The organism is Actinocrinis sp., from assembly GCF_035946395.1.
Classification (GTDB): domain Bacteria; phylum Actinomycetota; class Actinomycetes; order Streptomycetales; family Catenulisporaceae; genus Actinocrinis.
Genome location: NZ_DASYZI010000237.1, coordinates 1 through 6,431 on the forward strand (window position 1 = coordinate 1; position 6,431 = coordinate 6,431).

The 6,431-nt window shown below is 70.3% G+C and carries 6 protein-coding genes and 1 pseudogene; 3 read left to right on the forward strand and 4 right to left on the reverse strand.

The genetic code is table 11. The features are described from left to right. Positions 1-205 (forward strand): annotated as a pseudogene (locus VGS97_RS14730) (hypothetical protein); the annotation flags it as partial. A gap of 43 nt (positions 206-248) precedes the next feature. Here the strand turns inward: VGS97_RS14730 and VGS97_RS14735 are convergent. The 4 genes from VGS97_RS14735 to nfi form a co-directional block, all read right to left on the reverse strand. Then, positions 249-425, reverse strand: coding sequence for a hypothetical protein (locus tag VGS97_RS14735; RefSeq protein ID WP_326854055.1), 177 nt, complete (start codon positions 423-425; stop codon positions 249-251). A gap of 140 nt (positions 426-565) precedes the next feature. After that, positions 566-2,062 carry a glycoside hydrolase family 6 protein gene (locus VGS97_RS14740; RefSeq protein ID WP_326854056.1) on the reverse strand — a complete coding sequence of 499 codons (1,497 nt, stop codon included), beginning with the start codon at positions 2,060-2,062 and terminating at the stop codon, positions 566-568. A gap of 532 nt (positions 2,063-2,594) precedes the next feature. Next, positions 2,595-3,101, reverse strand: coding sequence for a hypothetical protein (locus VGS97_RS14745; RefSeq protein WP_326854058.1), 507 nt, complete (start codon positions 3,099-3,101; stop codon positions 2,595-2,597). A 178-nt stretch (positions 3,102-3,279) separates the two neighbouring features. Further along, positions 3,280-3,954, reverse strand: coding sequence for a deoxyribonuclease V (gene nfi / locus VGS97_RS14750; protein ID WP_326854062.1), 675 nt, complete (start codon positions 3,952-3,954; stop codon positions 3,280-3,282). A gap of 253 nt (positions 3,955-4,207) precedes the next feature. On the opposite strand from nfi, the gene VGS97_RS14755 reads away from it, so the two are divergent. Both VGS97_RS14755 and VGS97_RS14760 read left to right on the forward strand, forming a co-directional pair. Then, positions 4,208-6,016, forward strand: coding sequence for a S9 family peptidase (locus VGS97_RS14755; RefSeq protein ID WP_326854059.1), 1,809 nt, complete (start codon positions 4,208-4,210; stop codon positions 6,014-6,016). Next, a complete protein-coding gene (locus VGS97_RS14760; RefSeq protein WP_326854061.1) occupies positions 6,013-6,165 on the forward strand; it encodes a hypothetical protein in 153 nt (50 codons plus the stop codon). The genes VGS97_RS14755 and VGS97_RS14760 overlap by 4 nt, the downstream gene beginning before the upstream one ends. Positions 6,166-6,431 lie beyond the last annotated feature (266 nt).

A 6,431-nucleotide genomic window follows, 5' to 3' on the forward strand; every position in this document is an offset into this window, starting at 1 on the left:
GCTGCGTGCACACGACGGATCGCTCGCCCTGGCCAGTGATCAGGAGCGGATAGTACGACTGCTGCGCCTCACCGGACTCATCCGTTTCTTCCCGCCGTACGCCACGGTCGCGGAGGCGATCACCGCTGAACCGCACTGGCATGAGGCGATCGGGGAGCGGCCGGAAAACGTCGCGCAGTGGTGCCGTCTGCACGAACTGACCTGAACGGCGCCAGCGTGCGATGCAGGCGAGTCAAATCCCCGCCTGCTCACCGAATGACCCGGAGGTCGATGTTCGTCGCGGCCGGGGCCGCCGACGTCGAAGCGTGTTCGAGGCCGATCGCGCAATCCAGACTGCCGAACAAGGACGAGCCGCCGCCCAGCAGGACCGGGGCGAGGTGGACGCGGGCCTCGTCGACGAGACCGAGCAGGAGCGCCTGCTGCATAACGGACGGCTCGGTTGCGTGTGATGACCGTGGCCGGCCGAAGCAGCGTGGGCAGTCGCGGCCGACCGGAGTATCAGGCCGGGCGCGACTGCCCACGTGCGCGTTCGTCTATCAGTTATATGTACCTGTATATGTACCTATTAGTTGCACGCGACGCCGTTCAGCGTGAAGCTGCTCGGGGCCGCGTCGCTGGACGTCCACGTGCCCTGCATGCCCACTCCGGTCAGCGTTGCGCCTGCGGCGATCGACGCGTCGTAGGATACGTTCGTCAGCGTCACGTTCGCGCCGCTCTGTGAGGCTGTGGCGCCCCATGCGCTGGTGACCTTCTGGTCGCCGCCGTAGTGGTACGTCACGGTCCAGCCGTTCACTGCCTTGGCGCTGGTGATCGTCACGGCCGCCGTGAAGCCGCCTGCCCACTCGCTCTGGACGGCGTACGTCACGTGGCAGCCACCCGAACTCGCTGACGCGGACGGCGAGCTCGACGGGCTGTGTGACGGCGAGGCGGACGGTGAAGCCGAGGCGCTCGGCGAACTCGACGGCGACTTGGACGGCGACGCGCTGGGCGACGGCGAGGCCGACGCGGACGGGGTCGGGGACGCGCTGTGCGACGGCCCGTTGGTGATCAGCGCGTAGGCGAGCGCGGGGTCGAAGGTGCCTGCCGCGTCGGCGCAGCCGTCGGACTCACCCGGCGGCTTGACCCACAGGTAAGCGTCGACCTGCGAATCGCCGGTGTTGGCCGTCGGGGTCTGGCCGAGCGCGCGGCCGCTCGGGTCGCACCACGGGTCGCCGGACGCGGGGCCGTTGCCGTTGCGGCTGGTGTCCACCACGATGTGCAGATTCGACGGGTTGCCGAGCGCCGAGAGCACCTGCTTGTCGTAGTTGACCTCGTCGGAGGTCGCCATGAAGTTCGAGACGTTGGAGAAGATCCCGTCGGCGCTGGTCTTGACGCTGGCCGCGTTCAGGGCCGCGGCCTGCGCGGACGCGGAGTTCCAGTTCGAGTGCCCGGCGTCCATGTAGACCTTGGCGGACGGGTCGGCGGTGTGGATCGCCTGCCCCGCGAAGGCCAGCGCGGCGTCGCGGTCGGAGGCCTGCGCCGCGGACAGGCAGGTTTGCAGCGCGAGGGAGTCCGGCTCCAGGATCACGATCACCGGGTGCGCGCCCAGGCCGTTGGCGAAGCTCTGGATATAGGTCTTGTAGCTGGTCGTGTCGGGCGCGCCGCCCGCCGAGGCGCCGCCGCAGTCCCGGTTGGGGATGTTGTACATCACCAGCACCGGCGTCTTGCCCGCCGCGGCGGCAGCGGTGGTGATGGTGGATGCGTCGGACTGGACGGTGGAGGGACTGTAGTTGGAGAACCAGATGCCCTGCGGCTGCGCGGCGATCTGCGCGGCGATGGCCGGCTCGCGTGAGTCGCCGGGATTCGCCGCGTCCCACTTCATCACCGAGGAACTCGGGTAGACGTAGAACTGCGTGCTGGCCGCGATGCTGCCGGCCGACGCGACCCCGCTCAGCTGTGTCACGGCCGCGAGCGTCACCGCGGCGGTGGCCGCGCCGATCGCGGCGACCCCGCGGCGCCTGTTCACGGCGTCGGTGTGGCGCGCCGCGTGCCTGCCGCGGTCGCCGAAGTCTGGCATTCGCATCCCGTGCGATCCTTTCCCGGCAGCGTCGGCCGGCGCGTGGCGCGGGAGTCCTCGATGCGCCGGCCTGCCCGCGATTCCCGGCGCGGCGGAAAACTAGCGGCGGCGGCGGCCGGCGTAAACGGCCGATCACGCACGGCCTCCGGCCCTCGGCGGCACGGGATCCGGCCGGCGGCCGGGAGTTGGACTTCCAGCAGCGGCTTTCCTTGTTTGCATGGCCGCGCAGGCGTCCAAGGGGCGGCGGCGCAGCCGCGGCGGACGGTGAAAGTTACACACACGTTGAGTTCGCGAGGAGCCGTCGAACGCGGTCGAACGGGCACGTGGGCTCGCCTGTGCGCCCTGGTGCGGCGCGGCGGTTCCCGCCTGATTGCGCCGCTGGTCGTGAACGTTTCGAAAGTTCCATCCGGGCAAGTCGGCCGCCGGGGCTTCACGGCCGGCGTGATCTTCAGGTGCGTCACGATCGCGGGAGTGGCGCACCTGAAGGACACGCCGGGTGGCTGCGATGACTACCGGGCGGCTAGTGGCCGTCGAGTGGCTACGGCTGGCCGATGAAGTCGACGGACAGGTCGGCTGCCTTCGCCGTCGGGCTGGTGGGTGTGGGGTCGAACACTGCCGTCCCCGTGCCGTAGCAGGGCAGGACGAGGGACGTGGGGATGGCGAGCGGCGTGCCGTACGCGGTCAGCGTGCCCACCTGCACAACCCGGGTGATCGTGCCCTGCGTGTAGACGAGGTCGACGCTGATCGCGGTGCCGAGCGAGCCGGTGTAGCCGAGACTGGTCGAGTTCGTCGCCGGGGGCAGCACCTCGACGTACTGGCCGGGCAGCGGGTTGCCGGTCTGGCCCGCGGTACTCGGCCCGAAGCAGCCCATCTCGACCGGCGCGGGACCGGTCACGTGACCGTTGACGTCCGCGGTGAAGTACTGGTTCGGCCCGATCGCGGTGGCCGACGCGGGCGCGGCGACCGCTACGGCGGCGGCCAGAGCCGGCAGGAGGGCGGCGGCGAAGAGTGCGGCGGGGGCTGTGGGTGCGCTGATACGGAACACGGTGGGATCCACCTTCTGCGTGAGTAGGTTACCGACAGGTATCAACGTGCTCTTACTCGCGGTGACGCAGAGGAGTATCGCGCAACTCCAGACAAACGCAACCCCATGGGTGCAATCGTGTGCATTTGCTGATCAGGAATGGTAGGCCGCACCACCTGCGCCGATACGTATCAGTAAGCTAATCCGCAGCCAGTGCCATCCGGGAGAGGTGGTCGGCCGCGCGGGTCGTCTCCGGGAGCCGGTAGCGGGGCGAGAGCGTGATCACCAGGTCGCAGGCGGCTTCCAGGTCGATTCGGTGACCGACGGACACGAAGACGGGCTTGACCCCGGTCCGGGTTCGCAGGACACGCCCGACCACGTCACCGTCGTGCACGAGGTCGGAGTATGCGCCTCGGGCGTTCGGCGGCTCGGCGTAGTCGCCGACGAAGGCGGTCTTGGCGACGCCGATCGTCGGCAGGCCGGTCAACACGCCGATATGGCAGGCCAGGCCGAAGCGTCGCGGGTGAGCGATCCCGTAGCCGTCGGCGACGAGCACGTCCGGGACGGTCTTCAGCGCCCGCAACGCCTCGACCAGCGCGGGGATCTCGCGGAACGCCAGGAGCCCCGGCCGGTAGGGGAACCGCGCCTCGCCGAGCACGATCTGCCGCTCGACCTCCGCCAGAGTGTTCGCGTCCAGCACGACGACCGCGGCGGCGAGACGCTCGCCGTCCGTGGCATAGGTGACATCGAGCCCTGCGACCAGTCCCACCCTGGCCGGCCGGCCCGTGGTGACGACGAGCGGCCTGAGCCTGTCCTGCTCGGCCAGCGCCCCGGCCTCGGTGGACGGCCAGTCCGGCGGCAGGTCGAGGCGCATCACCGCGACACCCTATCGAAGGCTGTTTCCCGGCCGGCGCGGCGTCGCGGAGGCGGGCGATTGTGCCAAACAACGGAAAAGCGGGCAACACGGGGCATCGGGAGTGGCTTCTTCTCGCCGAGTTCGTTGCCTGAGACGGTACGCATTGCTACAAACTGAACAGCGGCCGACGTAAAGGCCTCATTCACTCGCGGACCGGCGTGGCCGCCGCCAGTCGTGCTTTGGGGGGCTGCGCGTCTTGCCGGATACCGCGTTGGGAACGCCTTCGTCCTCGCCGGGTTTCGCGGCTGCGGCCGCGGGCGGCGGGCGCGCGGTGGAGACGCGGCTGATCGACGGCGCGGCGCAGGCGGTCGCCTGGGATCTGCGCTCCGGCCATCGCAGGGTCGTGACCCGGCGGCCGCACGGGGTGCACCTGAGCGAGATCGAGCCGGACGGCTCGCACATCTGGTGGTTCGACGGCGGCGACGCCGACTACGGGCAATGGCGCCGCTCTCCTTTCCACGGCGGCGATCCGCGGCCGGGGCTGCTCGGCGTGCCGCTCGGCAAGCCGCGGGGCGTCGGCTTCGACCGCGAGGGTGCGCTCGCGGCGGTCTGCGTCGGCACGGCGCATCGGTCGCGCTGCTTCGTCGGCTCTCCGGGCGGGACCGGCCGGGAGGTGCACGCGGCCGAGGGCCATCGATGGCTGGCCGACGTCTCGCCGGACGGAACGGTGCTGGCCCTCGCCGGCGCGCCGGACGGGCCGGACGCCGTCGTGCTCTGCGACGTGCGTACGGGCGCGACCACGACTCTGGCCGGCAGCCGTGAGCGGCGTCTTTGGGCACTGGAGTTCGACCCGGACGGTACGGCGGGCATGGAAGGCGCTGTGCCGCAACTGCTGCTGATGGTCGAGCGGGACGCCGCCTTCACGGTCGCGACCTGGTCACCCGGCGGTCCGGTGCGCTGCCGCGACCACCTCACCTTTCCGAGCACGGCTTCCGCCGGATGGTATCCCGGCGGACGAAGGCTGCTGATCCAGCACGAGTCTGCGGGGCGAAGCAGACTGCTGATCGCCGACTTGGACCGTGATGCGGACGGCGGCGTGGACGGCGGCGCCGGAGGCAGGGAACTGCCGCTTCCCGAAGGGACCGTGCACGACGTCTCGTGCGCGCCGGACGGCTCCATCCACTGCATATGGAGCAGTGCCAGCAGTGCGGCCGTCCCGCTCGTGATCGATCCCGACGGGAACATCGCGCGGGCCCCGGCCGAAGGCGGGCAATCGCAGCGGTCTGCGACCCGTGACGTGTGGACGGCCGCGGACTACGGCGATATCCACAGCTTCCTGACATCCCCGTCCGGCGATCCGCCGTGGCCTGCCGTATTCCTCGTGCACGGGGGACCCGCCACGCACGACCGCGACGGCGTGGATCCACGCGTCGAGGCGTTGTCCCAGGCGGGATACGCCGTCGTGCGCACCAACTACCGCGGCTCGACGGGCTACGGACCCGCGTGGCAGCACGGGTTCGGCCGACGTGTCGGTCTCGCCCAGATCGAGGACTTGGCCGCGGTGCGCGCGCAACTGGTCGATCAAGGACTTGTGGCGGGCGATCGAGTGGCGGTGTTCGGGTACTCCTGGGGCGGCTATCTGGCGCTGCTGGCCATGGGAGTGCAGCCGGAGCTGTGGTCCGCGGGCGTCGCGGTCTATCCGATCGGTGACTACGTACGCTGTTTCGCCGAGACCACACCGGCGTTGCGCGAGGTCGATGTCGCGATGTTCGGTGGAACGCCGCAGCAGCTCCCTGATCGGTACGCGGCGGCGTCCCCTGCCACCTATGCGGCGCACGTACGCGGGCCACTGCTGCTTATCGGCGCCACCGGCGACGAACGGTGCCCGGCCGGTCAGCTTGAGTCGTATATCGGGGCCCTGCGTCGGCACGCCGTGCCGCACCAGACGGTGTGGCGCGCCGGCGGCCACGCCGGGCCGCACCTCGACGAGCAGTCCCGGATCATGTCGCTCGCGCTCGGTTTCCTGGGCGCGTCCGCGTCCGGGGTCACCGTCGGAAGCCCGAAAGGAGGTGCAGCATGAAGCGTCGCAGCATTCAGCACGACCCGATCGCGACGATGGAGCAGGACCGCGGAGCGGTGATCGTCAAGAGCTCCTTCAAGCTCGCGGACATCGCGGACGCCAAGCCGGTGCAGGTCCCGGCGCCGGCCGAGCCGGAGCCCGCCGAGTAGCACCCGAGCATGAAGTCAAGGCCAGAGCACGGTGTAAGACCAGTGCACGGCGTAAGGCCAGAGCGCTGTGTATCAGAGTGCTATGTGCCAGAGCACTGTGTAACACCATGCACTGTGAAACACCATGCACTGCGCAACACCCGAGTACACCGCCGGCCGGGATCGCTCCCCGGCGTCCCGGCCGGCCCTCGATCTGGAGCGTGATCGCGATGCGCGTCGTGCTGGTGCACATGCCGTGGGGCGCCCTCGACACCCCGTCGCTCGCG